Consider the following 24,238-nt stretch of genomic DNA (forward strand, 5'->3'; position numbering starts at 1 on the left):
GCAAAGCACAAATAAAGCGCAGAGAAATATGTATATTCTCTTTTTAAATCAATAAATTAGATAAGTGGAAATAAAATGTGCATTTTATTGGGGTGCACTATAAAAGGCAAAATCGCAAACCCGCCCTTATAAAACTGTGCTTATACGCACTGCATGTTACAGTTTTATAAAGTAAAAATGCTCTAAACCATGACGAGCAGTACTTCCGCTCTTATGAAATTACAGAGTGAATTGCCGACCTTAAAAAAGATGAATCTCGGCAAAAAATAATCGCGCGCGATCACATTGAATATATACAACCATAACGCGTCATTGCAGACTGTTGTTTCAAATTGGATGAGTTGCGATCAAAACCGCCGTGCAGTGAACGATGATGTGCGATTATGATGGGTATCAGCGATTTTTCCTTTGGAAAACCAGTTGTTGCCGATAAACATCAAACCGGGACAACAGGATTTCGCGCACGTCATGCTTTCACTTCGCCTGCTAACGATCATCGCCGGTTTTGCCTTTGCGGGCTCAGCATGCGCGGCGTCGATCGGCATCGTTGCCCCACAGAACGGCCCATACGAACTGCTGGGGCAACAGGTCAGGCAGGGCGCGAAGGCCGCGGCCGCCAAGCTCGGGCTAGATGTCGTCGAAATCCATGAAAGCTGCGAAGACGGCAGCGGCGGCGCGATTGCCGATGGTCTCGTGGCCGCCAAGGTCAGCGCGGCAATCGGTTTTTTGTGCACGGAAACGCTTCAGGGCGTTCTGCCGCCTCTGAAATCAGCCGCCATTCCAGCAATCACGCTTTCCAGCCGTGCCCCGATCCTGATGGAAGACGCTCTGAAATATAGCTGGCCGCTTTTCCGCCTAGCGCCATCGGACAAGGCCGAATCGGACCGGGCCTCAGAAATCATCCTGCGCGACTGGAAGGGACATTCCATTGGGCTCGTGGATGATGGCACGATCTTCAGTCGCGATCTGGTAGATCGCATCCGTTCGGCGCTGGAGGAGAACGGGCTGAAACCGACACTCACCGATACGCTGCGCCCGGCACAGGAGCAACAGGTGGCGCTTGTACGCCGGCTGGGGCGCACCGGCATCACCCATGTGTTCATCGGCGCGGAACGCAACGACGTCGCGATTGTCGCCAGAGACGCCGGCTCCGAAAACATTCCGCTCACCATCATGAGCGGCGACGCCATGAATGCGGCAAACATCCCCGTGCCACTTGCGGCAAATGTGCTAGCGGTCACGCGCCCGGCCTATGACACATTGCCTTCGGCACAGGCCGTCGCCGGCGAATTGCGTGCCGCCAATATCGAGCCGGAAGGTTACGTCCTTCCCTCCTATGCGGCTGCGGAACTGACTGCGGCGCTTGCCGAAGCAGCCCAATCCCAAGGGAAACCCGCACCGGAGATACTGGCGAACGGTACCGTCTTCAAAACCGTGCTCGGCGATATCGCTTTCAACCCTTCGCATGAGCTTGCAGACAATCCCTATCGCCTGCAGCGCTGGAACGGCCAGCGTTTCGAACAGGCGGACAAGGCCGAAAGACAATAGGTGAAGCCGGTATCGCTGGAAATTCAGTAATCCGCGGCTGAAAACCGGCGGCAACCGCGCGACAAGCCGTTTCAAACCCTGATACTTGATGCTAAAGGCAGCTTACGCAACGCGTCGAGAGGAGTTTGCCCCATGTCCCTGCCCATCCGGATTGCACCGTCCATTCTGGCGTCCAATTTCGCCAAGCTGGGACAGGAAGTCGCCGATGTGACGGAAGCGGGCGCAGACTGGATCCACCTCGATGTCATGGACGGCCATTTCGTGCCAAACATCTCCTTCGGTCCTGACGTCATCAAGGCGCTCCGCCCGCACAGCAATGCCTTTTTCGACTGCCACCTGATGATTGCCCCCGTCGATCCCTACCTCGAAGCCTTCGCCAAGGCCGGCTGCGACGGCATTACCGTCCATGCGGAGGCAGGCCCGCATCTCCATCGCTCACTCCAGACCATCCGCACGCTCGGCAGGAAGGCCGGCGTGACGCTCAACCCCGCCACGCCGCTTTCGGTCATCGAAAACGTGCTTGACGATGTCGATCTCGTGCTGATCATGAGCGTCAATCCCGGTTTCGGCGGACAGAAATTCATTCCGGCCATGCTCGACAAGATCCGTGCGGCAAAGGCCATGATCGGCGACCGGCCGATCGAACTTGAAGTGGACGGCGGCGTGACGGCGGAGACAGCCGGCGCCATCGTCGCAGCCGGTGCCAACGCACTGGTGGCCGGTTCGGCCGTCTTCAAGGGCGATGGTGTCGCAGACTATCGCAAGACGGTTTCGTTGTTGCGCTCGGTGTCGGAAGCCGCCCGGTCCTGACCCGCCACAGCAGCCGGATACACCGGAGACGGGACGGCAGGGCGTTTGGGTGGGGGCTTTGATGAACAGCGACCGGCGAAATTTCCACGACGTCATCCCGGCAGCGCTGTTTTCGCTCCTCGCTCCGCTTGTCTGGGCCGCCATCTCGGCAGCCACCGCTACCCTCGGCCTCTATCTCCGCAACCGGCTGGAAACCGATCATGCCGCCGATATCGCCGTGCTGTTCTTCTTCGGCGGTCTCCTGGGCTGGCCGCTGGCCATGGTTGCCTTGCGCTTCCTGCCCGCATCCACCAGCCTGCCGCTGCGTTTTGCGGCAAGCTGCCTTGCCATCGCTTTTTTCACGATCGCGGTCGCGGCGGCATTTTTCGCGCTCCAGTACCGCATCTTTTATGCGCAATGGCACGCGCCGGCATTTTCCCGCATCTGGTTTTTCCAGCAATTTTTCACCTCGCTTGGCGCGATCTACCAGTTCTGCATTCTCGGCCTCGGCCTCTATTTTCCTTTTGCCGCCATTCCGCTTGCGCTGGCAGGCGCCATCCTTTGCCGCCGTGCGCACAGAGCGCCACGCGTCCGTTCGGACGTACACCGGACGCTCTAGCATTTTGAATGTACGCATCGAGCCGATGCGAAGGCTTGATAGATTGAGATTCGCGGAACACTTTGCTAAACGGGCAGCAAAATTCCTCCACAAAGAAAGTCATTGCCATGATCCCTCGTTACTCCCGGCCGGAAATGGTCGCCATCTGGTCGCCGGAAACAAAATTCCGCATCTGGTTCGAGATCGAGGCGCATGCCTGTGACGCGCTGGCCGAACTCGGCGTCATTCCGAAATCGGCCGCACAGACCATCTGGGAAAAAGGCGGCAGCGCGACTTTCGACGTCGCCCGCATCGACGAGATCGAGGCCGTCACCAAACACGACGTCATCGCCTTCCTGACGCACCTTGCGGAATTCGTCGGTCCCGACAGCCGCTTCATCCATCAGGGCATGACCTCGTCCGACGTGCTTGACACAACCCTCAACATCCAGCTCGTCCGCGCCGCCGATCTGCTGCTGGCCGATATGGACCGCGTGCTGGCGGCGCTCAAGACCCGCGCTTTCGAACACAAGAACACGGTACGCATCGGCCGCAGCCACGGCATCCACGCCGAGCCGACCACGATGGGCCTGACCTTCGCCCGCTTCTACGCCGAGATGCATCGCAACCGCGAGCGTCTCGTCAATGCGCGCGCGGAAATCGCCACGGGCGCGATCTCCGGTGCTGTCGGCACCTTCGCCAATATCGATCCGCGCGTCGAGGAACATGTCTGCGCAAAGCTCGGCCTCGTGCCCGAGCCGGTCTCCACGCAGGTCATCCCGCGTGACCGCCACGCCATGTTCTTCGCCATCCTCGGCGTCATCGCCTCGTCGATCGAAAACGTCGCCATCGAAATCCGCCACATGCAGCGCACCGAGGTTCTGGAAGCGGAAGAGTTCTTCTCTCCCGGCCAGAAGGGTTCGTCGGCCATGCCGCACAAGCGTAACCCGGTTCTCACCGAAAACCTCACGGGCCTTGCCCGCCTGGTGCGCATGTCGGTCGTTCCCGCGCTTGAAAACGTGGCGCTCTGGCATGAGCGTGACATCAGCCACTCCTCCGTGGAGCGCGCCATCGGCCCCGACACCACAGTCACCCTCGATTTTGCGCTGAACCGCCTTGCTGGCGTCATCGAAAAGCTGGTGATCTATCCCGACAACATGCTGAAGAACATGAACAAGTTCCGCGGCCTCGTGCACTCGCAGCGCGTTCTTCTGGCGCTGACGCAGGCCGGCGTTTCCCGCGAGGACGCCTACCGTCTGGTGCAGCGCAACGCCATGAGGGTCTGGGAACAGGGTGCGGATTTCCTTGAGGAACTGCTGGGCGACGAGGAAGTGCGCGCCGCCCTTCCCGAAAGCGTCATCCGTGAAAAATTCGACCTCGGTTACCACACCAAGCATGTCGACACGATCTTCGCCCGCGTCTTCGGCAACGCCTGAGGCGAGGCTCCCGAAGTTAATGCCATCGCGACCTTGATCGCGACGGCATGAAACCACAGATATGGGCCCATGAAAGTTTCAGAAGCAGATATTCTCATCGTACCGGGTTACACCAATTCCGGTCCTGACCACTGGCAGACACGCTGGGAGCGCAAGCTTTCGACAGCGCGCCGCGTCGAGCAGGCTGAATGGTCAAAACCGGTGAAGGAAGACTGGATCGCGCGGCTGGTGGAAGAAGTTAACGCCTCGACCAAGCCCGTTGTCATCGTCGCCCATTCGCTGGGTGTGCCGACCGTCATCCACGCCCTTCCGGAAATCGGCAAGAAGGTTGCAGGCGCGCTTCTGGTGGCGCCGCCGGATGTCGCCAATCCCGATATCAGGCCGAAACATCTGATGACCTTCGGTCCCTATCCGCGCGATCCATTGCCGTTTCCGGCAATCACAATTGCCAGCCGCAACGATCCCTTCGGATCCTACGAACATGCCGACGATATTGCCGCGGCCTGGGGTGCCATGTTGGTGGATGCAGGCATGTCCGGCCATATCAACGCCGAGTCTGGCCATGGCCCCTGGCCCGAGGGTGGCATGGTATTTGCCCAGTTCCTGAGCCGCCTCAAGGTGAACGAGCCCTGACCATCGCGGCCAGCCGCTGAAGCCGGTCGATTTTCGGCCGGGCAACATTCTTCCGCCCGACACAAGAATTGAAGGGAAGATATGCGAGCCGCATTGTAGAATGCACTCTTTTCCTTTATGGGACCGCTCAAAGACAGAAACGCAACGCCACCAGAATCGGCGTGAACCAAGAGACCTGCCATTATGAACCGTCGCCGCCGTATTTACGAAGGCAAGGCCAAGATCCTCTACGAAGGTCCGGAGCCAGGCACGCTTATCCAGTTCTTCAAGGACGATGCGACTGCCTTCAACAAGAAAAAACACGAAGTCATCGACGGCAAAGGTGTGTTGAACAACCGGATTTGTGAATATGTCTTCACCCATCTGAACAAGATCGGCATTCCCACACACTTCATCCGCCGCCTCAACATGCGCGAGCAGTTGATCAAGGAAGTCGAGATGATCCCGCTCGAGATCGTCGTGCGCAATGTCGCCGCCGGCTCGCTGTCGAAGCGACTCGGCATCGATGAAGGCGTGGTTCTGCCGCGCTCCATCATCGAGTTCTACTACAAGTCCGACGAGCTGGAAGACCCGATGGTCTCCGAAGAGCACATCACGGCCTTCGGCTGGGCCAACCCTGCCGAGCTTGACGACATCATGGCACTGGCAATCCGTGTCAACGACTTCCTGTCCGGCCTGTTCTTGGGCGTCGGCATCCAGCTGGTCGACTTCAAGATCGAATGCGGCCGCCTGTTTGAAGGCGACATGATGCGCATCATCCTCGCCGACGAGATTTCGCCCGACAGCTGCCGCCTGTGGGACATCGAGACCCAGAAAAAAATGGACAAGGACCTTTTCCGCCGCGACATGGGCGGCCTCGTGGAAGCCTATTCCGAAGTGGCACGCCGTCTCGGCATCATCAATGAAAACGAACCGATCCGCGGCACCGGCCCTGTCCTGGTAAAGTAATTTCGGCCTCGTGAAACAATATCGGCCTAGCAAGGTAAAATCAGGAGAAGATCAGGTGATCAAGGCACGGGTGACTGTTACGCTGAAGAACGGCGTTCTCGATCCGCAGGGCAAGGCAATCGAAGGCGCGCTCGGCAGCCTCGGTTTCGGTGGCGTCGGCCATGTCCGTCAGGGCAAGGTCTTCGATCTGGAGCTGGAAGGTGCAGACAAGGCCAAGGCCGAGACCGACCTGAAGGCGATGTGCGAAAAGCTCTTGGCCAATACGGTTATCGAAAACTACTCTATCGCCATTCTCTAAAGCCGCAGGAGCCGCCGACCATGAAATCCGCTGTCGTCCAACTTCCCGGCCTCAACCGCGATCGCGACATGATCGCGGCACTCACGAAAATCTCCGGCAAGGCGCCCGTCACCATCTGGCAGACGGAGACGACTATCCCGGATGTCGACCTGATCGTCATTCCGGGCGGTTTTTCCTATGGCGACTATCTTCGTTGCGGTGCGATTGCTGCACGCATGCCGGTCATGCAGGCCATTCGCGAAAAGGCTGAGCAGGGCGTCAAGGTTCTCGGCGTCTGCAACGGCTTCCAGATTTTGGTCGAAGCGGGCATGCTGCCGGGCGCGCTGATGCGCAACGCCTCACTGAAATTCGTCTGCCGCGAAGTGAAACTCGAAGTCGTCAACAACGACACCGAATTCACCCGCGCCTATGACAAGGGCCAGGTTCTGCGCTGCCCCGTCGCCCACCACGATGGCAACTATTTCCTCGATACGGATGAGCTTAAGTCCGTCGAAGACAACGGTCAGGTCGTTTTCCGTTATGCAGATGGCACCAATCCGAACGGTTCGCTGAACGACATTGCCGGCGTCATCAACGCCAAGGGTAACGTTCTCGGCATGATGCCGCACCCGGAAAACCTGATCGAAGCTGCCCATGGCGGCAATGACGGCCGTGGCCTCTTCGCCTCGGCGCTTGGCGTTATCGCAGCCTGACAAGCGGGCGGGCCATGCGCCTGCCCTCTTCCCGATGATGCTTTTTATGGCTCCAGTTTTTGGCCCTTACCTTGGATGACGCGATGAAACGCCTGCTCCGTTCCCACGCCCCGAAGGCCGCTGGATTGCTTCTCGCCGCAGCAGCGCTTGCTGCGTGCCAGCCCAAGCCGCAACCGGCATCGTCCTCCGCATCCCGTGCGGCATTACCGACGATGGAGCGAATCGCGCTTGGCGCCAATGCTTGCTGGTTCAAATCGGGCGATCCGGCGTTCAAGGCCTATCGCCTGGCGCCCGAACTCAACTCCTTCTCGGGCCGTCCGCGCATTCTGCTCGTACCGCGCAACAGCCCGGAATCGCGCCCGATGCTGGTTATTCAGGCAGAAGGCAACCCGGCAAAGCTCGACGCCTTCGGCCCCGTTATGAACGAAGCCATCTCCGGCCGCATCGCAACCGACGTCAAACGCTGGGCGAATGGCGGCAAGGGCTGCTGATCGGGCAAAACTGCGCTAAAAGCCGGCCAAATACAAAAAAGACCCGCCGACGCCGGTTGGGACTGGCGTGGCGGGCCTGCCGAATGGCTGTTCAGGCACCGGGGAAAGATGGCGCCGCTCTCCGGCAGAAAATCAAAGCGGCCGCGACGGCCATGAAAACAGCTGCGATCTCGCGGCCTCCTTCAAGGCCTCGTCCCGCGTAACGCCGATATCGTCCAGAAGATCGTCGGACAATTCCCGCAAGGCAAGCCGTCCCTGACGTTTGCCATGCCAGTTGGACAATCCCGCAATCAGGCGGCCAATAAGCGTGTGAGCGATCCGGGCCGGAAAGGGCGACGGTGCGACCATGTCGCCGGTATCGCGGAACACGCGTTCCCGTTCGTAGCCGTCAGGATAAAGCGTATCCGCTGTCGAAAGGTATTGATCCATCTTGCGCATATTGCACCTATTGTCTCCGTGCGTTTGATCTCATTGACTGCATCCGATGAATACAATTGACTTGCGGATAGATACAATGCATAAATTGTCACCATGACAAATTGGCTTCCCGATATCACCGAGGGCAACGGCCCCATCTACCTTCGCCTCGCGGACAAGATCGAAGGCGCAATTTCGGATGGCATCTTGCAGGCCGGGTCGAAATTGCCGCCGCAACGCAATCTCGCTTTCGATCTGGGCGTTACAATCGGTACAATCAGCCGGGCATATGCCCTCATCCACGAACGCGGCCTCGTCAGCGGCGAAGTCGGCCGTGGCACCTATGTCAACGAGCGTAAGGCTGCCGCCCCGTTATCACGCGTGGAACCGACGGCATCGGCATTCGGCGGCACGCGCTACGCGGTGGACACCAGCGCCGAATTCCGCCTGAACACCACCGCTGCTCCCGATGTCGGACAGAGCGCGCTGGTCAGCAAACACGTCGAGGCCGTGACGAGAGAGCATCCGTTCGAAATTTCCAACTACACCCGCTCCTTTCCCGACAACTGGTGCATGGCGGGCGTTCGCTGGCTTTCCCAGAACGGCTGGTCGCCGAAACCGGAAAACATCGTTTCGACGCTTGGCGCACATGCTGCGGTGATGAGTGTGGTAACGGCAATGACCGCGCCGGGCGACCGTATCGTTTTCGAACCCCTCACCTATTCCCATATCAGCCGCAGCGCCGCCCTTGCCGGACGGCGGGTGACACTGGTGGAAGTGGATGAGAAAGGCATTATCCCCGATGATTTCGAGCGCGTTTGCGCCCAACAGCATCCAAAAATGATCTTCCTGATGTCGGCGGGCCAGAACCCGACCTGCGCCACCCTGCCCGAGGAGCGGCGGCGGGCGATCGCCGATATCGCCCGCAGATACGGCGTATGGATCGTGGAGGACAATCTCTATGGCGCCATGACGCGGGATGCGATCCCACTCATTGCGGAATTCGCGCCCGATCTTACCTTCGTTGTCGGCGGCCTGTCGAAATCCGTTTCCGCCGGCGTCAGGGGTGGCTGGGTCGCCTGCCCGGCGCAATTCGCCTCGAGAATTCGCATTTCGCATTCGATGATAACCGGCGGACTGCCGTTTATGCTGGCCGAACTGAATGCACGCCTCGTCAACAGCGGCGACGCAGACGACATCCGCAAGGACTGTATCGCCGAGATCAACCAGCGCGAGGCCCTCGCCAGACGCATCTTTGCAGGGCTGGAATTCAACTCCCTGCCAGACATCGCCTTTCTGTGGCTGAGGCTGCCTGAACCGTGGCTGTCTGGAACCTTCCGCAGCGCTGCCATGAAGGAAGGTGTGCTGATAGACGACGAGGACGAGTTTAAGGCCGGGCGCACGGAGAAGGTTTACCACCGTGTCCGCATCAGCCTTTCCGGGCCGTCAAACCAGGAAGAACTGAAGCATGCCCTTGGTATCCTGCGGCATTTGCTCGACAATGGTTCAGCCGGCTACGAAAGCGAGGCGTGAGCGGGAACGAGTCTTTCCTGCAACACGCCCCCTAATTCAGTAACTCATTATTTACCACGCCGACGAATCTGCCATCCTTTCCCTACTTCGGAGCGGGGAATGATTCGATGGCAGCATTCAGTTCCATATCCGCCAGGGCATTTGTTGCTCTCGCGATGGTTTTCGCAGCATGTGTGTTGAGTGACATGACGCCGGCCGCCGCCGCAGACGGCACGGTGTTCGATGAATTGCGTTTCGGGGTCACAACCTCGCTCGCCGATCGCAATGGTGGCGGCGAAGATGGTGTCTTCCCGGCTTTCACTGCCTATTTCGATCCTTTCGCGAGCGCCTCGGCGGTCACCTTTGGCGAAAAACTTGCCCGACCGCGTCTGCATCTGGGTGCGGAAATCGGCACCGAGGGCGAAGCAAATACCATTTACGGCGGTATCAACTGGACCTTCGATCTCAATCCGAAGATTTTCGTCGACCTCGGCTTTGGCGGCCTGTGGCATGACGGCAGGCTGAGAAATGGTCCGGGCGAAACTGGCGCGGAATTCGGTTGCCGCGTGCTTTTTCATGAATATGCCGCCATCGGATATCGCTTCAACAGCAACTGGAATATTTCGACCCAGATCGAACATGCCTCCCATGCCAATCTGTGCGACGGCCCCAATGACGGGCTGACGCGTGTCGGACTTATGGTCGGCTACAAGTTCTGAATAACCCAACAAAGCAGCGTTTTGCTGGCAAAACTGCGCATTTTCCTGTCGCACGGAGAGGCCTCTTGCGCTAAAGAACCGGAAACTTTCCTCGGCTCGAACCGCGTGAGACCTATGTCGATTCCAAACTCCATCAAGATCACCCCGGAACTCGTTGCATCCCACGGGCTGAAGCCCGACGAATACCAGCGTATCCTCGACCTGATCGGACGGGAGCCGAGCTTTACCGAGCTTGGCATTTTCTCGGCCATGTGGAACGAGCACTGCTCCTACAAGTCCTCCAAGAAATGGCTGAAGACCCTGCCCACCACGGGCCCGCGTGTCATTCAAGGCCCCGGCGAAAATGCCGGCGTGGTGGATATCGATGATGGCGACTGCGTCGTCTTCAAGATGGAAAGCCACAACCATCCGTCCTACATCGAGCCCTATCAGGGTGCGGCAACCGGCGTCGGCGGCATCCTGCGCGATGTCTTCACCATGGGCGCACGCCCGATCGCAGCCATGAATGCGCTACGTTTCGGCGCACCCGACCATCCGAAGACCCGCCACCTCGTGGCTGGCGTCGTCGCCGGTGTCGGCGGTTACGGCAACTCCTTCGGCGTGCCGACCGTCGGCGGCGAAGTGGAATTCGATCCCCGCTATAACGGCAACATCCTCGTCAACGCCTTTGCCGCCGGACTTGCCAAGTCCGATGCGATCTTCCTTTCGGAAGCCAAGGGCGTCGGCCTGCCGGTGGTGTATCTCGGTGCGAAGACCGGCCGCGACGGCGTCGGCGGCGCGACCATGGCCTCTGCCGAATTTGATGAGTCGATCGAAGAAAAGCGCCCAACCGTTCAGGTCGGCGACCCCTTCACCGAAAAGTGCCTGCTGGAAGCCTGCCTCGAGCTGATGAAAACAGGTGCGGTCATCGCCATTCAGGACATGGGTGCCGCAGGCCTTACCTGCTCGGCCGTCGAAATGGGCGCCAAGGGCGATCTCGGCATCGAACTTGATCTCAACGCCGTACCGGTGCGCGAAGAGCGCATGACGGCCTACGAAATGATGCTATCGGAAAGCCAGGAGCGCATGCTCATGGTTCTCGAGCCCTCCAAGGAAGAAGTCGCCAAGGCGATCTTCGTCAAATGGGGCCTGGACTTCGCCATCGTCGGCAAGACCACCGACGACCTGCGTTTCCGCGTGCTGCACAATGGCGAGGAAGTCGCCAACCTTCCGATCAAGGATCTCGGTGATCAGGCTCCGGAATACGACCGCCCGTGGACGCCCGCCAAGGTTCAGGCTCCGCTTGCGGAGAACGACGTTCCTGATGCAGACATTGCCGACGCATTGGTGTCGCTGGTCGGTTCGGCCAACAACTCCTCGCGCCGCTGGGTCTACGAGCAGTATGACACGCTGATCCAGGGCAATTCCCTGCAGCTGCCGGGTGGCGATGCCGGCGTTGTCCGCGTTGAAGGCCATGACAAGAAGGCGCTCGCCTTCTCCTCCGACGTGACACCGCGTTATGTCGAGGCAGACGCCTTTGAAGGCGGCAAGCAGGCCGTGGCCGAATGCTGGCGCAACATCACCGCAACCGGCGCTTTGCCGCTCGCGGCCACCGACAACCTCAATTTCGGCAATCCGGAAAAGCCCGAGATCATGAGCCAGCTCGTCCATGCCATCAAGGGCATCGGCGAAGCCTGCCGCGTACTGGAATTCCCGATCGTTTCCGGCAACGTCTCGCTCTACAACGAGACCAACGGTCAGGCGATCCTGCCCACCCCCACCATCGGCGGCGTTGGCCTGCTGAAGGACTGGGGCCGTATGGCGCGCATCCGCTTTGCCGCCTCGGACGAAGTCGTGCTGCTGGCGGGCGCGCCTGCCGGTCTTGGCACCCATATTGCCCAGTCCGTCTACATGCGCGACGTGCATGGCCGCATCGATGGCCCGGCACCGCATGTCGATCTGGAAGCTGAAAAGAGAAATGGCGATTTCGTCCGCGCCCTTATCGCAGACGGTCTTGCCACAGCGGTTCACGATTGCTCCTCGGGCGGCCTGGCTCTCGCGGTTGCCGAAATGGCAATTTCCTCCGGCATCGGCGCGACGATCGACGCGGTCGAGGGCCATAATCCCGTCCTCACCTTCTATGGCGAAGATCAGGGCCGTTATGTGCTGACCGTCAAGAAGAGCGATCTGGATGAAGTGCGCGCGGCAGCGAAGGCAGCGGGCGTTTCCTGCCCGGCGATCGGCGTCACCGGCGGCTCAAGCGTAAAGCTGGGCACGGCACGCGCTATCGAGATTAAAGAATTGCACTTGGCCTATGAATCGTGGTTCCCTCAATTCATGGATGGCGAAACTCTAATCGCCGCAGAATGAATTAAGGAGATACACCATGCCCATGAAACCCGGCGACATTGAAGACATGATTAAGGCGGGAATTCCCGGGGCAAAGGTCACGATCCGCGATCTGGCCGGTGATGGCGATCATTACGCGGCGGAAGTCGTCGCGGATGCTTTCAAGGGCAAGACGCGCGTGCAGCAGCATCAGATGGTCTATGACGCGCTGAAGGGCAATATGGGCGGTGTTCTGCACGCCCTTGCCCTGCAGACCTCGGCTCCCGAATGACTGAGCTCCGAAAAGCGTCTCCGGCAGGACGGTTTCACTGTCCTTGCCGCGGCAACGCTTGAAGCCATGGATTGAAAAAGGCCCGCGTGAGACTGTCACGCGGGCCTTTTCTTTTCCGGCAAATGGCGCGTGCCGCTTACAAAACAGGTGGCTGCTGCGATTCCAGATCGGCAAAGGAGGCAGCCGGCAACGGCCCAGCCGTCAGCAGGGTAAAATCGTAACCGGACTTGCGGTCCGGCCCCAGAACATATTGCCGGTGCATGCGCAGGAAGTTGCGCTTGTTCTTTTTGTAGCGATCGGGTGAAAGCGAGTGCTTGAAACGGATCGGCACGATCTTCGGCTGCGGCGCATCCTTGTGCCCGGTCAGCGCCACGGTGTTGCAGCGGTAGAGGTGGATCGGATCCGTCAGGCACTGGATATCGAACCATGTCACTTCAGAGTGACGCGCAATCACGCCGACGCTCTGGCGAAGCCTATCCGCACTCGACAGCAGCGCGCATTGCAGCGCAGCGCCACCGAGCGTCGCAAAGGACAGCTTCCGGCCATCCAGCGCATCTGGCCGCAGTTCCAGCACACGGCCTATCACGGCGAGCGCCAGGCTGGCGCCCATGCTATGCGACACGACCAGAACCTCCTCAGACGGCTGCTCCAGCGCCTTGAGAACGAGGGCTGCCTTCTCTTCAATCCAGTTGCGGGCAATCGGCTCATCGCGCCCGACGGCCAGCGCAAAGCGCCAGTCGGCATAAAGATGCAACGTATGAAACCGCTCGGCGAAAGGCAGAAATGCCTTCACGAAGAACAAGGCCGCAGCGGGAAGACTGATCGCAAGCAACCAGAGCGGCAAACCGAACAGCCATGGCGAGAGCGCGATCCCCGCCGCAAGCGCACCACCCACCAGCATCAGCAGAAACGGGAAAATGAAGAACAGGCCGAAACGCCAGGCGTGACGGAGGTAACGCCCTGCCCCACCTTCCGCGACGATACCGGCCGCAGCCGCAAAGCCTAGTGCGATCTGCCGCCAGAGTGGCGCATCCCGCAGGCGCGATATCACCGCATTGTGGTCGTAGACGAAGATGGTGGAACGCGTCCGCCAGTCGCCGGCCGAGGCCTCCACCGAGAATGTTTCGCCAGCCGGCGAGTTCTCCAGCGCACCCACGGCATAATTGACATCCCACGTCTTGCCAGCAAGCGCTGCCGCCCGCTGATAGCGCAGATGATGCGCAGCCGCATCGAGCGGATCGAAGCCCGGGAAATAAAGAACAAGTCGTGACTTGACGGTCGGCATGCATAAACCCTCGAGCTGGAGACACCCGAAAGGATCGCTTGATACAGTGGGCGATGCACGTATAGTAAAAAACGCGACGGAAATATGATTTATTTGTTGCGAGGGAATTTTGTCTGGGATCGTCGATCAATTGCTAAACGGCGTCGTCAAAGGCGCTCTGTCCGAAGTCCTCGCCAAGACAGGCCTTCGCAAAACCCGCCGCATCCGCCGCCGGACCAAAAGCAACACGTCCCTCGCAGGCGGCATCGTCGGCTCCGTGCTGGAAGCGGCAATCAAAGCAGCCGTCAAACCCAAGCCGGCCAAAAAACAGGTGAGCAAAAGACGCACCGCCGCCGCCCGCAGCAGACAGCGGCTTCGATGATGCATCACCTCAGCGTGCTTCCCACCTGGTAGCCAAGGTTTCGGCCGTCACTTTGCGACTACACAGCAGCGTATTTTTTACGCTTCCCGGGTGGAAATCGCGCCGCGACATGTTATTTAGGGACAAAGTCAAAGCAGCGGCCTTGAACCGCATGTGAAAGGAATAGGCCTATGAGCGGCATTCACGATATGATCGACAGCGAAGTGAAGAGCAACGACATCGTTCTTTTCATGAAGGGCACCCCGCAATTCCCGCAGTGCGGGTTTTCCGGTCAGGTCGTACAGATCCTCGATTATCTCGGCGTCGACTACAAGGGCGTCAATGTGCTCGCCGATGCCGACATCCGTCAGGGCATCAAGGATTATTCCAACTGGCCGACCATCCCGCAGCTCTACGTCAAGGGCGAATTCGTCGGCGGCTGTGACATCGTAAGAGAGATGTTCCAGTCCGGTGAACTTCAAAATCACTTCCAAGAACAGGGTATCAGCGTCCGCGGCGCGGCCTGATTTCGGCCGGTTCATCCGGCCCACCCTGATTGTCAGAAAACTTATGCCAGGCGTTGCTTCATGCAACGCCTTTGCCGTTCTTTTTGGGGCAATCCTGTGACAGAACTTTCACAATCCACCACTTCGCGCGCCGTTTCGATGGGGCGCACGGAATTCATCGCGCTTGCCGCGATGCTGATGGCGCTGAATGCGCTTGCCATCGACATCATGCTTCCCGGCCTTCAGGAAATCGGCGCGTCACTTGGCGTCGTGAATGAAAACCACCGTCAATACGTCATTTCCAGCTATCTTCTAGGTTTCGGCATTGCCCAGCTTCTGTACGGACCGATCTCGGACCGTTTCGGGCGCCGCAAGCCGATGCTCGTCGGGCTGGCAATCTACATCGTCTCGGCCATTGCCGTCGTCTTCGTACCTTCATTCACTGGCCTGCTGGTTCTGCGCTTCATTCAGGGCATCGGCTCTGCGGCGACGCGCGTCATCACCATTTCGATCGTGCGCGACATCTATGGCGGCCGTCAGATGGCGGAAGTCATGTCGCTGATCATGATGGTCTTCATGGTCGTTCCGGTCATCGCACCCGGCACTGGCCAGATCGTGCTGTTTTTCGGTGACTGGCACCTTATCTTCGCCTTCATGGCCGGAATTGCCGCCGTCGTGACCGCCTGGATGTATTTCCGCCTGCCTGAAACCCTGCATGCCGATGACGTCAGGCCTTTCACGATTCGTTCGATCCTCGGTGGCTTCAAGATCGTGCTCACCAACCGTATCGCGCTCTGCTACACGCTCTCCAGCACATTTATCTTCGGTGCGCTGTTCGGCTTCATCAATTCCGCCGAACAGGTCTATAAGGGCATCTACGGGCTGGGCGCATGGTTTGCGGCCGCTTTTGCGGGCGTCGCCCTGTTCATGGCCTTCTCGTCCTTCATCAATGCAAGGCTTGTCGGCAGGTTTGGCATGCGCAAGCTGTCGCACGGTTCGCTGCTCGGCTTCATCGCCATCACCTTCGTGTGGCTGGTGGTACAGATGGTCGGGCCGGAACCGATGCCCTTTGCGATCTTCATCGTGTTCTTCGCGCTTGCCATGTTCCAGTTCGGCTGGATCGGCTCGAACTTCAACTCGCTCGCCATGGAGCCGCTCGGCCATGTCGCCGGCACGGCCTCGTCCGTCATTGGCTTCATGGGAACCGTCGGCGGTTCGCTGATCGGTGCCGTTATCGGTCAGGCTTTTGATGGCACGGCGCTGCCAATGGTAGCCGGCTTCTTCGCCGTCTCCATTATCGGCCTCGTCTTCGTGCTTATCGGAGAAAAAGGCGTGCTGTTTCAGGCCCACAACAAGCCGACGCACTAAGGGCGGACAGACAAATAAAAAGGGCGCGGAACTCGGTTCCGCGCCCTTTTTGTTGATTAAACCAGAACTTCACTCAAACCGTGAAAATCTTCTCGCGCAGCAATTCCCATGTCTCCTGATCAGGCGCAAGCAGCAGGCCACCTTCAAGGTGGCGCGGCAGGTAAGGCGAGCCGTCGAAACGGGCGGCGTAGGCGCCCGCTTCCTGCGAAAGCAGGGTGCCAGCGAGATGATCCCAGGGCATAAGCTTGTTGTACATCAGGAAATGCATGTGGCCGCCGCAGAACACGCGGTATTCATGCGCAGCACAACGGTAGCTGGTGAAGAGCCGCACATCCGCGAGGTTCATGAGAATCTTGCGGCGGGTCTCCACGTCAAAATAACCGGTGTTGGCGATGCCGACCATCTGCGACAATGCCGGTGCGGGCACGACGGACATCTGCGTCTGCGAGCCATCGGCGGCACAAAGCCATGCGCCGGAACCCTTTTCGGCAATCGCCCAGTCATTGCCCATCGGATCGAAGATGAGACCGGCAACGGTCTCGCCCTTGGAGATGACGCTCATCATCACGCCAAACAGCGGCAGGCCCGACGCGAAGTTGTAGGTGCCGTCGATCGGATCGACCACCACGGCAAGATCCGCATCCGCAAGCTTGCCAAGCAGCGAGGCATCCGCCGCAACGGCCTCTTCACCGATGAACAGCGCCTGCGGCATGATTTCCTGCACGCGGGCGCGGATCAGCCGCTCAGCAGCCTCGTCAGCCTCGGTTACGAGGTCTATCGCCTCGCTCTTTATCCTGACGTCGCCCTCACCCAGATTACGGAACCTCGGCAGGATTTCCACTGCCGCCGCCTCCTGAAGCGCATTGGCGAGAGAGGCGATGTCGAGTTCGATAGCCATGGGCGGTATCCTTCTATTTAAGCATCAATATTATAAGGCCACGATTTCCCGGCGCAGCATCTTCCAGCTTTCCTTGTCGGGTGCCGACAGGATGCCGCCTGTCGTCTGTCCTGGCCGGTAGGGCGTATTGTCGAAACGGGCCGTGTAGCCGCCCGCTTCCTGATGAATGAGAACGCCGGCGAGATGATCCCAGGGCATCAGCTTTTCGTGGCCGATGAAGTGCAGCTTGCCAGTCGAGGCAAGCCAATATTCATGAGCCGAGCAATTGATTGAAAGCGCCATCTTGATCTTGGCCATATTGGCGGCGATCACCGGGCGGCGATCTTCATGGCTGTGACCCCAGGAAAATATGCCGACCATTTCGGACAATGGCAGGGGATCGGCAACCTTGAGCCTTGCCTGTGAGCCGTCCTTGCGGTGGAGATAAGCGCCCTCGCCTTTGAGAGCAAGGATGGTATCACCCATGACAGGATCGTGGATGATGCCTGCGACCGTCTCACCCTTGACGGTGACGGCGAGCAGCGTGCCGAAAGCTGGAAAACCGGAAGCATAGTTGAAAGTGCCGTCGATTGGATCGATCACGAAGGCAAATGGTGCATCGGCAAGGGCAGGAATAACGGATTGATCCGCGTCATAGGCCTCTTCGCCGACAATATGGGCCTTCGGAAACCGTTGCAGAAGAGCGGCGGTTATCGCCTTTTCCGTCAGAATATCCGCCTCGGTGACGAGATCGACCGCAGAGGTCTTTTCGGAAATCGCGCCTGCGTCGAGATTGCGGAAGCGGGGCATGATTTCCTGGCGGCCGGCAGCGGCAACGGTGGAAATCAGAAAGTCGATATCTTTATCGGAAAGGGTCATCGCTAAGGGCACTTCTTCATAAGGGAGGGCTGGCCTCCGTACGCTCTTCAGGTGACGCGCCGGTGACAGAGAGCGCCGAGAAATCAAAAAGCTTCGGGTCGAGCAGATGCGATGGATTGACATGGGCAAGCGCCCGCAGCATCACGTCCTTGCGGCCCGGCATACGCCTTTCGATGTCAGCCAGCATCTCCTTCATGGCATTGCGCTGAAGCCCGTCCTGCGAGCCGCAGAGGTCACAGGGAATGATCGGGAATTCCATCGCCGCCGCGAATTTCGCCATATCCTCTTCGGCGCAATAGGCAAGCGGACGCAGCACCATCAGGTCGCCCTCGTCGTTCATCAGCTTTGCCGGCATGCCAGCCAGACGGCCGCCATGGAAGAAGTTCATGAAGAAGGTCTCGAGAATATCCTCGCGGTGATGGCCGAGCACGAGCGCGTCGCAGCCCTCTTCCCGCGCAATACGGTAGAGATTGCCGCGCCGCAGCCGCGAACAGAGCGAACAATAGGTTCCACCCGCCGGCACCTTTTCCTTCACAACGGAATAAGTGTCGCGATATTCGATGCGATGTGCGACGCCGATCTTCGCCAGATATTCCGGCAGGACGTGCTTGGGGAAATTCGGCTGGCCCTGATCCAGATTGCAGGCAATGAGTTCCACGGGCAAAAGGCCGCGCCACTTCAGATCAAGCAGCAGCGCCAGAAGGCCGTAGCTGTCCTTGCCGCCGGAAAGGCCTACCAGCCAACGCTTCTGGCCGTTCAGCATGCCAAAATCCCCGAAGGCCTGACGTACATTGCGCAACAGCCGCTTGCGCAGCTTGTTGAAGGAGACAGAACGGGGTGCCGCGTCGAACAGCGGATGCGAAGCGCCATTTTCTCCGGCCAGGTCCTGATCGGCCTCGACCTCATCTGCGATGCTGGTGACAATGTTCATGATTAGCCCGCTCTGGCATTCAGCCATTTTCAATGCTGGAAATGCCCGCATCCGCCCGCAATATCAAGCCCCGAATACCGACCAGCCGGTTTTCGTCGCCAGCATTTCCAGCGCATGCGACCCAAGCGCCGAATTCCCGACCTTGTTCAGACCCGGCGACCAGACCGCAATCGACGCCTTGCCCGGCGCCACTGCCATGATGCCGCCGCCCACGCCGCTCTTGCCCGGCAGGCCGACATGATAGGCGAAATCGCCCGATCCGTCATAATGGCCGCAGGTCAGCATCAGCGCATTGATGCGCCGCGCGCGTCGGTCTGACACAACCGTATGACCACTCAGCGGATTGCGGCCGCGATTGGCAAGGAAAAGACCGGCCCGTGAAAGCTGCGCGCAGGTCATGGACAGCGCGCACTGATGAAAATAGACGCCCAGCGTATATTCAACAGGGTGATGCAGATTGCCGAAGGACCGCATGAAATTGGCAAGTGCGAAATTGCGGAAACCCGTCGCCTGCTCGGATTTCGCCACGGTGTCATCAATGCTGATCGTGTCATCATCAGCGAGATAACGGACGAAACGCAGAAGCTCGCCAATCGCCTCGCGCGGCTGGTGGCCGGAAAGAACGATATCCGTCACCACGATGGCACCGGCATTGACGAAGGGATTGCGCGGGATGCCGTGCTCGTGCTCCAGCTGGACGATAGAGTTGAAGGACGACCCCGACGGCTCACGCCCCACCCGGTTCCATACCGTCTCGCCCGCCTTGCCGAGCGCCAGCGTCAGCATGAAGACCTTGGAGATGCTCTGGATCGAAAACGGCGTGAGCGCATTGCCAGCCGTATAGGTGGTTCCGTCGACAGTGGTGATGGCGATACCGAACTGGTTCGGATCGACCTTGGCGAGTTCCGGAATGTAATCCGCAACCTTGCCCTCGCCCAGGCGCGGCACCATGCTGTCGTAAATGGAATCGACGATCGCCTGAATGTCCTGCATGCAAAGCCTTCCCCAGCAAACAAAAAAGCCGCCCCGAGGGGCGGCTTTCTCAATACTGAAACGCGCCGATTAACGCGAGTAGAATTCGACGACCAGATGCGGTTCCATGACGACCGGGTACGGAACGTCAGACAGAGCCGGGATGCGAGCATAGGTCGCAACCATCTTGTTGTGATCGACTTCGATGTAATCAGGAACGTCGCGTTCTGCGAGCTGAACAGCTTCGAGAACGGTCACCAGCTGCTTGGACTTCTGGCGAACTTCGATAACGTCGCCCGGCTTGCAACGGTAAGAACCGATGTTGACGCGAACGCCGTTAACCGTGACGTGGCCATGGTTGATGAACTGACGCGATGCGAAAACGGTCGGAACGAACTTGGCGCGGTAGACGATGGCGTCCAGACGCGACTCGAGCAGGCCGATCAGGTTCTCGGAGGTATCGCCCTTGCGACGGTTTGCTTCGTCGTAGGTGGCGCGGAACTGCTTTTCGCGCAGTTCGCCGTAGTAGCCCTTGAGCTTCTGCTTGGCGCGCAGCTGCGTGCCGAAGTCGCTCATCTTGCCCTTGCGGCGCTGACCGTGCTGGCCCGGGCCGTATTCGCGGCGGTTTACCGGGGACTTCGGACGGCCCCAGATGTTTTCGCCCATACGGCGGTCAATTTTATACTTAGCCGATTCGCGCTTGCTCATCGCATTTCCTTCTCAATAGGTTATGCCGGTTTGTTGCCAAACCGGTTTGAGGAAACACGCCCTCCTCTGAAGCCCGTTTCAGGACCTCTGACAGGTTTCTCACATGCGAATGGAGAGACCACGGGACATGTCGGTGATGTTGACCGCCGAACGTCAGCTTATAAACTGCAAGGCAGTCAACGAAACACACCGGACATGACTGCCCGGCGTTGGGGCGGCTTCTAAACACGTTTTACAAATTTGTCAAACAAAGCCCGCCGCTTTTTTCTCGAACTAGCCCTTGAAAAGCTGGAAGGCCCACCCACTTCTAAGCCGTAATCAGGACTCGGGCCCCTCTGGCGTGTTACCGGACAACACGCGATGTCGAGTCTCTTGAAGGTTGGGGCCCACGTTTATTCCTGATACGCGTCCCCATCCGCAAAGCCAACCTCGTCCGGCTAAAGGTTGACTGATGGAGTTCCTCCTCAACGATTTTCTCGGTACCCCCACATGGATGTGGGCGGTCTTCATTTCTCTCGTCCTTGGCCTCTTGGCGCTCGATCTCGGCGTGCTGCACAAGAATTCCAAGGAAATCGGCATCCGTGAAAGCTTGCTGATGTCCGGCTTTTATATCGCCATCGGCTTGGCCTTCGGCGGATGGATCTGGTACCAGTCCGGTGAACAGTCAGCGATGGAATATGTCACCGGCTTCGTGGTCGAAAAAAGCCTCGCCATGGACAATATCTTCATCATCGCGATGATCTTCTCCTATTTCGCGATTCCCCGCCAATATCAGCACCGCGTGCTGCTATGGGGCATCCTCGGCGTGATCGTTCTGCGCGGCATCATGATTGCCGGCGGCGCCGCAATTGTCGAAAACTTCCACTGGGTGCTTTATCTCTTTGCGGCCTTCCTCGTCTTCACGGGCCTCAAGATGCTGTTTTCATCCGACCATGACGAGAACGACATCGGCAATAACCGCATCCTGAAATTCCTGCGCAGCCGCCTTCCGGTAACGGAGAAGCTGCATGGCGAGAAATTCTTCGTCAAGGAGACCGATGCTGCCACAGGCAAGCTGAAGACCTTTGTGACGCCGCTGTTTCTGGCGCTCATCATGGTCGAAATCGCCGACCTTATCTTCGCGGTCGATTCGATCCCGGCGATCTTCGCGATCACCACCGATCCGTTTATCGTCTATACCTCTAACATCTTCGCAATCCTCGGCCTGCGCGCCCTCTATTTCGCACTTGCCGCCCTAATCCACCGCTTTGCCTATCTGAAATATGCGCTGGCTGCAGTTCTGGTCTTCGTCGGCTCGAAGATTTTCGTCGCGGATATGCTCGGCATCGCCAAGATCCCGCCCGCCGTCTCGCTCGGCGTCACCGTCGCCATCCTCGCAACAGGCATCATCGGTTCGCTGATTGCAACGCGCAAGGAAACAAAGGCTATCGAGTAATGATGAGCAAGGAGGAGGCGATTACGCCTCCTCCTTCTTTTTTGATGATGAAATATATAATCTGTATTATTGTTAGCTAGAGCGAAATCTATTTTCTCAATATTAAAACAAACGTCCAATTCATCGCAAAAATGACTTTTGAAACCGTTGATCAGGCAATCTCAGAAAAGAAACTTTGGCGAGCGAAGGAAATCCTTCAGGGCAGGCTCAGCCATCCTGACGTCGATCTGGCACTCTTTCAAAAATACGGTGAAGTGCTGCTTGAGATGAACGATCTCATTGAAGCGGGACGGATGTTGTTCTGCTCAGGCGCACGCGACGAGCGTTTCAGGGAAGCGATCACTATATTCCTGTCAAGAAGCAACAGGCATGAACCGCAACGCTTTCTGGCGCAATTGCCTTCTTCCATTAGACGACAACGGCATCTTGCTGAATTTATCGCTTCGCCGGAATTCGAACGTGACGGATGGACAGCGACCCAGCTCTCCCGGCTCGCTCCCTTGCAAACACATGTCAGCACCCGCCCCTATCAACGGCCGCATCGATTGACCTCGGCACTGTTTATAGCCGTTATTGTTTGCGTACTGGCTCTGAGCCTCAGTGGTCTCTACACGACGATCAGTTTCGCAGTGCGGACTTTGACTGAATAGCGATTACTCCGCCGCCAGCCTCGCATCATCCTCAGCCGCATCCGCATCGCCGGGTGCGGTCTTCGCGTCAAGATCGGGGAACGCCACGATACGCTTGCCGGAGAAATCGGCGTGTACCACCACAAGCTCCTTCTCCTCGAAATAACCGAGAAGACGGCGCGCACGGCGGGCGGAATGGGTACCGTAAGCGCGGGCAATACGGGCGTCGGATGGGCAAGGCTCCTCATTGAGCGCCGCCTTGACCAACAGCAGGAAAACCCCCTGCAGATCGTCGGAGACCGACATCGACAATTCCAGCGCCTTCTCCCAACCTTCGCTGGCCGCCATTGCCGTATCCACGCCGGAGCGGGCAATCGCCACCTGCCGGCGGAAATCCGCCAGCGTCATCGGCGTGCCGGGAATACGGCGCATGCGGGCGCGCACCAGAAAATCCTGGTACAGCACGGCGTCGGTTCGATAGGCCGATTGCGGATCGTCGAGAATTTCGACCAGCACTGCCGCGATCTTCTCTTCGCGCTCCTCCGGCGTCAGCTCCGGCTGACCTGCACGCGGCGACTGCTCCGGTGAAGGACCGGCGGCGGCGGGGGTGGAGCGGGAGAGTTCAGCGAGAATATCGGTTGTCGGGCGCGGCGCTGGCGGCGTGCGGCGCGTGGCGGGTCGCGTGAACTCTTCCGGGTCCGGCGTGAAGATCAGATCCTCCACATCCTGCGGTGCATCCGGCAGCGGCATGAGTTTCGGCGAGGAAGACCGCGCCGAGGTTTCCACCGCACCGATGACAATGGGCAACGGGCGGCGCGACAGCGCCGGTCCAAGCGCCACGAAATTGCCGCGCTGCAGATCGCGGAACATTTCCGCCTGCCGCCGGTCCATGCCGAGCAGATCGGCAGCGCGCGCCATATCGATATCGAGAAAGGTGCGGCCCATCAGAAAGTTCGAGGCTTCCGCCGCTACGTTCTTGGCAAGCTTGGCAAGGCGCTGCGTGGCGATGACGCCCGCAAGCCCGCGTTTACGCCCACGGCACATCAGATTGGTCATGGCGCCCAGCGACGCCTTGCGCGCATCCTCGGTCACCTCGCCGCCGACGGAGGGCGCAAACATCTGCGCCTCATCCACAACGACAAGCACGGGATACCAGAATTCGCGATCCGCATCGAACAGGCCGTTGAGGAAAGCGGCAGCGGCCCGCATTTGCTGTTCGATATCAAGACCTTCAAGCGTCAGCACGCAGGAAACGCGGTGCTGGCGGATGCGGTTGGCAATGCCCGCAAGCTCGGCTTCCGTGCGCTCTCCATCCACCACCACATGGCCGAACTTGTCGGACAGCGTGACGAAATCACCCTCGGGATCGATAATGACCTGCTGCACCCATTGCGCCGATTGCTCCAGGAGCCGGCGCAGAAGGTGTGACTTGCCGGACCCGGAATTGCCCTGCACCAGCAAACGCGTTGCAAGCAATTCCTCAATATCGAGCTTGGCCTGCTGCCCGCCCGATAGGGTTCCCATGTCGATGCCGACCTGCAATGTTCCGTTCCTCGTGCTGCATGTCATCCGGCCGATTCCCGTAACGGCGGCCGAACATGCTCTTTACCAAAAAATCACCAATTGCG

At 58.9% G+C, this 24,238-nt stretch carries 26 protein-coding genes; 18 read left to right on the forward strand and 8 right to left on the reverse strand.

Annotated elements, in window-relative coordinates; translation table 11 throughout:
- Positions 1-420: 420 nt before the first annotated feature.
- The 9 genes from GH784_RS21490 (at position 421) to GH784_RS21530 (ending at position 7,433) form a co-directional block, all read left to right on the forward strand.
- Positions 421-1,548, forward strand: coding sequence for a branched-chain amino acid ABC transporter substrate-binding protein (locus GH784_RS21490; RefSeq protein ID WP_173994986.1), 1,128 nt, complete (start codon positions 421-423; stop codon positions 1,546-1,548).
- Between the two features lie 132 nt (positions 1,549-1,680).
- A complete protein-coding gene (gene rpe / locus GH784_RS21495) occupies positions 1,681-2,358 on the forward strand; it encodes a ribulose-phosphate 3-epimerase (RefSeq protein WP_003515995.1) in 678 nt (225 codons plus the stop codon).
- 61 nt (positions 2,359-2,419) lie between these two features.
- Complete coding sequence (locus tag GH784_RS21500; protein WP_013636387.1) at positions 2,420-2,956, forward strand: hypothetical protein; 537 nt, start codon at positions 2,420-2,422, stop codon at positions 2,954-2,956.
- Between the two features lie 107 nt (positions 2,957-3,063).
- Complete coding sequence (gene purB / locus GH784_RS21505) at positions 3,064-4,371, forward strand: adenylosuccinate lyase (protein ID WP_025593893.1); 1,308 nt, start codon at positions 3,064-3,066, stop codon at positions 4,369-4,371.
- Between the two features lie 69 nt (positions 4,372-4,440).
- Positions 4,441-5,004, forward strand: coding sequence for an alpha/beta hydrolase (locus GH784_RS21510; RefSeq protein WP_003516000.1), 564 nt, complete (start codon positions 4,441-4,443; stop codon positions 5,002-5,004).
- Between the two features lie 183 nt (positions 5,005-5,187).
- On the forward strand, positions 5,188-5,952 hold the full coding sequence (gene purC, locus GH784_RS21515) for a phosphoribosylaminoimidazolesuccinocarboxamide synthase (RefSeq protein WP_003516002.1): 765 nt from the start codon (positions 5,188-5,190) through the stop codon (positions 5,950-5,952).
- A gap of 55 nt (positions 5,953-6,007) precedes the next feature.
- Entirely contained in the window at positions 6,008-6,250 is a 243-nt protein-coding gene (gene purS / locus GH784_RS21520) for a phosphoribosylformylglycinamidine synthase subunit PurS (RefSeq protein ID WP_003495372.1), read from the forward strand.
- 20 nt (positions 6,251-6,270) lie between these two features.
- A complete protein-coding gene (gene purQ, locus GH784_RS21525) occupies positions 6,271-6,942 on the forward strand; it encodes a phosphoribosylformylglycinamidine synthase subunit PurQ (protein ID WP_003516005.1) in 672 nt (223 codons plus the stop codon).
- Between the two features lie 83 nt (positions 6,943-7,025).
- Complete coding sequence (locus tag GH784_RS21530; protein WP_019567095.1) at positions 7,026-7,433, forward strand: hypothetical protein; 408 nt, start codon at positions 7,026-7,028, stop codon at positions 7,431-7,433.
- Positions 7,434-7,565: 132 nt separating this feature from the next.
- Here the strand turns inward: GH784_RS21530 and GH784_RS21535 are convergent, their stop codons facing one another.
- A complete protein-coding gene (locus GH784_RS21535) occupies positions 7,566-7,871 on the reverse strand; it encodes a DUF1127 domain-containing protein (RefSeq protein WP_003516008.1) in 306 nt (101 codons plus the stop codon).
- Positions 7,872-7,964: 93 nt separating this feature from the next.
- Here GH784_RS21535 and GH784_RS21540 point away from each other — a divergent pair, with 93 nt between their 5' ends.
- The 4 genes from GH784_RS21540 to GH784_RS21555 all read left to right on the forward strand — a co-directional run bounded on the left by GH784_RS21540 (position 7,965) and on the right by GH784_RS21555 (position 12,680).
- On the forward strand, positions 7,965-9,383 hold the full coding sequence (locus tag GH784_RS21540) for an aminotransferase-like domain-containing protein (protein WP_003516009.1): 1,419 nt from the start codon (positions 7,965-7,967) through the stop codon (positions 9,381-9,383).
- A 107-nt stretch (positions 9,384-9,490) separates the two neighbouring features.
- Positions 9,491-10,081, forward strand: coding sequence for an acyloxyacyl hydrolase (locus tag GH784_RS21545; protein ID WP_003516010.1), 591 nt, complete (start codon positions 9,491-9,493; stop codon positions 10,079-10,081).
- A gap of 114 nt (positions 10,082-10,195) precedes the next feature.
- Positions 10,196-12,430, forward strand: coding sequence for a phosphoribosylformylglycinamidine synthase subunit PurL (purL, locus tag GH784_RS21550; protein WP_065702414.1), 2,235 nt, complete (start codon positions 10,196-10,198; stop codon positions 12,428-12,430).
- A gap of 16 nt (positions 12,431-12,446) precedes the next feature.
- Positions 12,447-12,680, forward strand: coding sequence for a BolA family protein (locus GH784_RS21555; protein ID WP_003516012.1), 234 nt, complete (start codon positions 12,447-12,449; stop codon positions 12,678-12,680).
- Positions 12,681-12,816: 136 nt separating this feature from the next.
- Here the strand turns inward: GH784_RS21555 and GH784_RS21560 are convergent, their stop codons facing one another.
- Positions 12,817-13,965: a hypothetical protein gene (locus tag GH784_RS21560; RefSeq protein ID WP_065702413.1), complete on the reverse strand. Its 1,149-nt coding sequence runs from the start codon at positions 13,963-13,965 to the stop codon at positions 12,817-12,819.
- A gap of 109 nt (positions 13,966-14,074) precedes the next feature.
- Between GH784_RS21560 and GH784_RS21565 the strand changes: the two genes are divergently transcribed.
- From GH784_RS21565 to GH784_RS21575, 3 genes are all read left to right on the forward strand, one after another.
- Complete coding sequence (locus tag GH784_RS21565) at positions 14,075-14,326, forward strand: hypothetical protein (protein ID WP_013636391.1); 252 nt, start codon at positions 14,075-14,077, stop codon at positions 14,324-14,326.
- A 170-nt stretch (positions 14,327-14,496) separates the two neighbouring features.
- Entirely contained in the window at positions 14,497-14,832 is a 336-nt protein-coding gene (grxD, locus tag GH784_RS21570; RefSeq protein ID WP_003516034.1) for a Grx4 family monothiol glutaredoxin, read from the forward strand.
- A 138-nt stretch (positions 14,833-14,970) separates the two neighbouring features.
- Positions 14,971-16,179: a multidrug effflux MFS transporter gene (locus tag GH784_RS21575; protein WP_065702540.1), complete on the forward strand. Its 1,209-nt coding sequence runs from the start codon at positions 14,971-14,973 to the stop codon at positions 16,177-16,179.
- 73 nt (positions 16,180-16,252) lie between these two features.
- Here the strand turns inward: GH784_RS21575 and GH784_RS21580 are convergent, their stop codons facing one another.
- From GH784_RS21580 to rpsD, 5 genes are all read right to left on the reverse strand, one after another.
- Positions 16,253-17,077 carry an inositol monophosphatase family protein gene (locus GH784_RS21580; protein ID WP_003516036.1) on the reverse strand — a complete coding sequence of 275 codons (825 nt, stop codon included), beginning with the start codon at positions 17,075-17,077 and terminating at the stop codon, positions 16,253-16,255.
- Positions 17,078-17,107: 30 nt separating this feature from the next.
- Complete coding sequence (locus GH784_RS21585) at positions 17,108-17,935, reverse strand: inositol monophosphatase family protein (protein ID WP_003516037.1); 828 nt, start codon at positions 17,933-17,935, stop codon at positions 17,108-17,110.
- A gap of 16 nt (positions 17,936-17,951) precedes the next feature.
- Complete coding sequence (gene ttcA / locus GH784_RS21590) at positions 17,952-18,866, reverse strand: tRNA 2-thiocytidine(32) synthetase TtcA (RefSeq protein ID WP_003516038.1); 915 nt, start codon at positions 18,864-18,866, stop codon at positions 17,952-17,954.
- A 63-nt stretch (positions 18,867-18,929) separates the two neighbouring features.
- Positions 18,930-19,859 carry a glutaminase gene (locus GH784_RS21595; RefSeq protein ID WP_003495341.1) on the reverse strand — a complete coding sequence of 310 codons (930 nt, stop codon included), beginning with the start codon at positions 19,857-19,859 and terminating at the stop codon, positions 18,930-18,932.
- A 69-nt stretch (positions 19,860-19,928) separates the two neighbouring features.
- Positions 19,929-20,546 carry a 30S ribosomal protein S4 gene (gene rpsD, locus GH784_RS21600; RefSeq protein WP_003516040.1) on the reverse strand — a complete coding sequence of 206 codons (618 nt, stop codon included), beginning with the start codon at positions 20,544-20,546 and terminating at the stop codon, positions 19,929-19,931.
- Between the two features lie 451 nt (positions 20,547-20,997).
- Here rpsD and GH784_RS21605 point away from each other — a divergent pair, with 451 nt between their 5' ends.
- A complete protein-coding gene (locus tag GH784_RS21605) occupies positions 20,998-21,981 on the forward strand; it encodes a TerC family protein (protein ID WP_003516041.1) in 984 nt (327 codons plus the stop codon).
- A 131-nt stretch (positions 21,982-22,112) separates the two neighbouring features.
- The gene (locus GH784_RS21610; protein ID WP_065702412.1) at positions 22,113-22,631 is read left to right on the forward strand and encodes a hypothetical protein; all 519 of its coding nucleotides are present in this window, start codon (positions 22,113-22,115) and stop codon (positions 22,629-22,631) included.
- Between the two features lie 3 nt (positions 22,632-22,634).
- On the opposite strand, the gene GH784_RS21615 is transcribed toward GH784_RS21610, so the two are convergent.
- Complete coding sequence (locus tag GH784_RS21615) at positions 22,635-24,152, reverse strand: helicase HerA domain-containing protein (protein ID WP_065702411.1); 1,518 nt, start codon at positions 24,150-24,152, stop codon at positions 22,635-22,637.
- Between the last annotated feature and the right edge of the window lie 86 nt (positions 24,153-24,238).

It is taken from the genome of Agrobacterium tumefaciens (assembly GCF_009649785.1).
Taxonomy (GTDB): domain Bacteria; phylum Pseudomonadota; class Alphaproteobacteria; order Rhizobiales; family Rhizobiaceae; genus Agrobacterium; species Agrobacterium tumefaciens.

What these genes read in the sequence shown, in the direction of transcription:
- rpe (WP_003515995.1), top strand. Translation starts at nt 1,681, where the DNA reads ATGTCCCTGCCCATCCGGATTGCACCGTCCATTCTGGCGTCCAATTTC.
- GH784_RS21500 (WP_013636387.1), top strand. Translation starts at nt 2,420, where the DNA reads ATGAACAGCGACCGGCGAAATTTCCACGACGTCATCCCGGCAGCGCTG.
- purB (WP_025593893.1), top strand. Translation starts at nt 3,064, where the DNA reads ATGATCCCTCGTTACTCCCGGCCGGAAATGGTCGCCATCTGGTCGCCG.
- GH784_RS21510 (WP_003516000.1), top strand. Translation starts at nt 4,441, where the DNA reads ATGAAAGTTTCAGAAGCAGATATTCTCATCGTACCGGGTTACACCAAT.
- purC (WP_003516002.1), top strand. Translation starts at nt 5,188, where the DNA reads ATGAACCGTCGCCGCCGTATTTACGAAGGCAAGGCCAAGATCCTCTAC.
- purQ (WP_003516005.1), top strand. Translation starts at nt 6,271, where the DNA reads ATGAAATCCGCTGTCGTCCAACTTCCCGGCCTCAACCGCGATCGCGAC.
- GH784_RS21530 (WP_019567095.1), top strand. Translation starts at nt 7,026, where the DNA reads ATGAAACGCCTGCTCCGTTCCCACGCCCCGAAGGCCGCTGGATTGCTT.
- GH784_RS21535 (WP_003516008.1), bottom strand. Translation starts at nt 7,871, where the DNA reads ATGCGCAAGATGGATCAATACCTTTCGACAGCGGATACGCTTTATCCT.
- GH784_RS21540 (WP_003516009.1), top strand. Translation starts at nt 7,965, where the DNA reads ATGACAAATTGGCTTCCCGATATCACCGAGGGCAACGGCCCCATCTAC.
- GH784_RS21545 (WP_003516010.1), top strand. Translation starts at nt 9,491, where the DNA reads ATGGCAGCATTCAGTTCCATATCCGCCAGGGCATTTGTTGCTCTCGCG.
- purL (WP_065702414.1), top strand. Translation starts at nt 10,196, where the DNA reads ATGTCGATTCCAAACTCCATCAAGATCACCCCGGAACTCGTTGCATCC.
- GH784_RS21555 (WP_003516012.1), top strand. Translation starts at nt 12,447, where the DNA reads ATGCCCATGAAACCCGGCGACATTGAAGACATGATTAAGGCGGGAATT.
- GH784_RS21560 (WP_065702413.1), bottom strand. Translation starts at nt 13,965, where the DNA reads ATGCCGACCGTCAAGTCACGACTTGTTCTTTATTTCCCGGGCTTCGAT.
- grxD (WP_003516034.1), top strand. Translation starts at nt 14,497, where the DNA reads ATGAGCGGCATTCACGATATGATCGACAGCGAAGTGAAGAGCAACGAC.
- GH784_RS21575 (WP_065702540.1), top strand. Translation starts at nt 14,971, where the DNA reads ATGGGGCGCACGGAATTCATCGCGCTTGCCGCGATGCTGATGGCGCTG.
- GH784_RS21580 (WP_003516036.1), bottom strand. Translation starts at nt 17,077, where the DNA reads ATGGCTATCGAACTCGACATCGCCTCTCTCGCCAATGCGCTTCAGGAG.
- GH784_RS21585 (WP_003516037.1), bottom strand. Translation starts at nt 17,935, where the DNA reads ATGACCCTTTCCGATAAAGATATCGACTTTCTGATTTCCACCGTTGCC.
- ttcA (WP_003516038.1), bottom strand. Translation starts at nt 18,866, where the DNA reads ATGAACATTGTCACCAGCATCGCAGATGAGGTCGAGGCCGATCAGGAC.
- GH784_RS21595 (WP_003495341.1), bottom strand. Translation starts at nt 19,859, where the DNA reads ATGCAGGACATTCAGGCGATCGTCGATTCCATTTACGACAGCATGGTG.
- rpsD (WP_003516040.1), bottom strand. Translation starts at nt 20,546, where the DNA reads ATGAGCAAGCGCGAATCGGCTAAGTATAAAATTGACCGCCGTATGGGC.
- GH784_RS21605 (WP_003516041.1), top strand. Translation starts at nt 20,998, where the DNA reads ATGGAGTTCCTCCTCAACGATTTTCTCGGTACCCCCACATGGATGTGG.
- GH784_RS21610 (WP_065702412.1), top strand. Translation starts at nt 22,113, where the DNA reads ATGACTTTTGAAACCGTTGATCAGGCAATCTCAGAAAAGAAACTTTGG.